Raw genomic sequence first — 1,668 nt, 5'->3', positions numbered from 1 at the left:
GTCCCGACGAGGGTGTGACCAGCCCTGCACCCTTGACAAAACGCCCTACATATCAGGGCCGGATCGAGAGGCAGCGGGCGGTACCCGCAGACCGCGACCAGCGTGTCACCGGTGCGGACCGCGTGCCAGCGCAGGGCGAGCGCCGGGTCGTCGAACACGGGCTCGGCGTGCATCTCGTACATGACCAGCTCCCCTCTGCGGCCCGGCGGGCGGGGGCGACCACCGCCTCCGGGCGGTAGGGAAAGTCGGCTGCCGTTCGTGCCCCGAGCCTATGCACGCGCGCGGCCGAGGCCCGGGTGGGATCGCCCGACCGGGTGAACGGCCGGCAGCTGCGGAAGCGTTCGATCCCACGCCTTGTGGGGCTGGCCGGCCCCGGGCAGCGCCACGCCCGAGCGGGTACCCTCGCCACCGTCGCGCCAGGCTCGGTAGGCTCTCTTGGTGACGTGCGCCGGACCACCTTGCCGGACCGCGGGCGCGATCCCGCTCGCCTGGGGTACCCGGGGTACGCGATGACCGCCGATCTGTCGCACTACGCGCCGGGCGAGGCCGCCTGGGCCGCGTTCGTCGGTGGCAGGGCCGCGCTGGTTCTGCCCCGCCACGAGGCCCGTACCCTTCCCGAGCCCGTGCCGTGGCGCCCCCAGCACCCCGCCGGCTGGGACACCCCGTACCCCGACTGGACCGCCGACTTCCAGCACCAGCGAGTCCGCATCCTCCACCGCGGCCACCCCTGCTACGAGACCGATGTCGTGCGCACCTGGCCGCGCTGGCGCGAGGCGGCACAGCGGCGCGCAAGCATTCTGCTGATCTCAGGCCCCTTCGACGACCACCACGACTACGCCGCCGCCGTGCGCGGGAACGCGCTGCTCCTGCTCGTCGTCCCGCTCATCTGAGGAACAGCCGCAGTTGCCCGCCCCCCCTGAAACGGGAAACGTCGACGGAACGGCAGAGCAGGCAGTCTTGATCCCGTTACCGAGTTTTGAGTCGCCGATTCCGGGCACCCGCTCTGGCCATCAGAGCCTCAGGGAGGACCCGATGTCCACAGGAACGCTTATTGCGATCATCGTTCCCATTGCGGTTGTTCTCATTCTGTTGGCCGTTGCAACGTGGTACCTCATCCGGCGCCGCCGGCTCCAGGAGCGCTTCGGACCCGAATACGACCGGACCGTCCAGCGCTCAAAGAGCAGGTTCGCCGCAGAGCGGGAACTGCGTGCCCGCGAGCAGCGCCACGACCACCTTGATATCAAGCCGCTGCCGGAGACGATGCGGGACCGGTATGCCAAGGACTGGACACAGGTCCAGCGGCAGTTCGTGGACCGGCCAGGCGAGGCGGTGCAGCAGGCCGACCGGCTCGTGACCGTGCTCATGCATGAGCGCGGCTACCCGACGGAGGGCTACGAGCAGAAGGTCCGGGACCTGTCGGTGGAGCATGGACGCACTTTGGAGCACTTCCGGGCGGCCCACGCGGTAAACGAGCACGTCCGTGACCATGACGCGACCACCGAGGAACTCCGCGGCGCGATGGTGCACTACCGCGAGCTCTTCGACGAATTGCTCGGTAACGGTCAGCGCGGGTCGACCGGCGGTCGGAGGGGCGACCGGAGGTGAGACGGCGTCCGGAACGCGCGAAGCGGTAGTGGCCACCAATACGCTGCAGGCGACTCCCGCCAC

Annotated in this window: 3 protein-coding genes; 2 read left to right on the top strand and 1 reads right to left on the bottom strand. The window is 70.0% G+C overall.

The window, feature by feature from the left end:
* Positions 1–182, bottom strand: a 182-nt coding sequence (locus ACFQ87_RS46180) for a hypothetical protein (RefSeq protein ID WP_380617040.1), incomplete at its 3' end; no start/stop codon positions are given.
* Positions 183–509: 327 nt separating this feature from the next.
* On the opposite strand from ACFQ87_RS46180, the gene ACFQ87_RS46175 reads away from it, so the two are divergent.
* The gene (locus ACFQ87_RS46175; RefSeq protein WP_380617039.1) at positions 510–890 is read left to right on the top strand and encodes a hypothetical protein; all 381 of its coding nucleotides are present in this window, start codon (positions 510–512) and stop codon (positions 888–890) included.
* A 142-nt stretch (positions 891–1,032) separates the two neighbouring features.
* Positions 1,033–1,605 carry a hypothetical protein gene (locus ACFQ87_RS46170; protein ID WP_380617038.1) on the top strand — a complete coding sequence of 191 codons (573 nt, stop codon included), beginning with the start codon at positions 1,033–1,035 and terminating at the stop codon, positions 1,603–1,605.
* Positions 1,606–1,668: the final 63 nt, after the last annotated feature.

It is taken from the genome of Kitasatospora sp. NPDC056531, assembly GCF_042794375.1.
In the GTDB taxonomy this organism is placed as follows: domain Bacteria; phylum Actinomycetota; class Actinomycetes; order Streptomycetales; family Streptomycetaceae; genus Kitasatospora.
This window is presented reverse-complemented; position numbering and strand designations above follow the sequence as displayed.

Bases quoted from the DNA above. Each gene is read 5' to 3' on its own strand.
- ACFQ87_RS46175 (WP_380617039.1), top strand. From the start codon at position 510: ATGACCGCCGATCTGTCGCACTACGCGCCGGGCGAGGCCGCCTGGGCC.
- ACFQ87_RS46170 (WP_380617038.1), top strand. From the start codon at position 1,033: ATGTCCACAGGAACGCTTATTGCGATCATCGTTCCCATTGCGGTTGTT.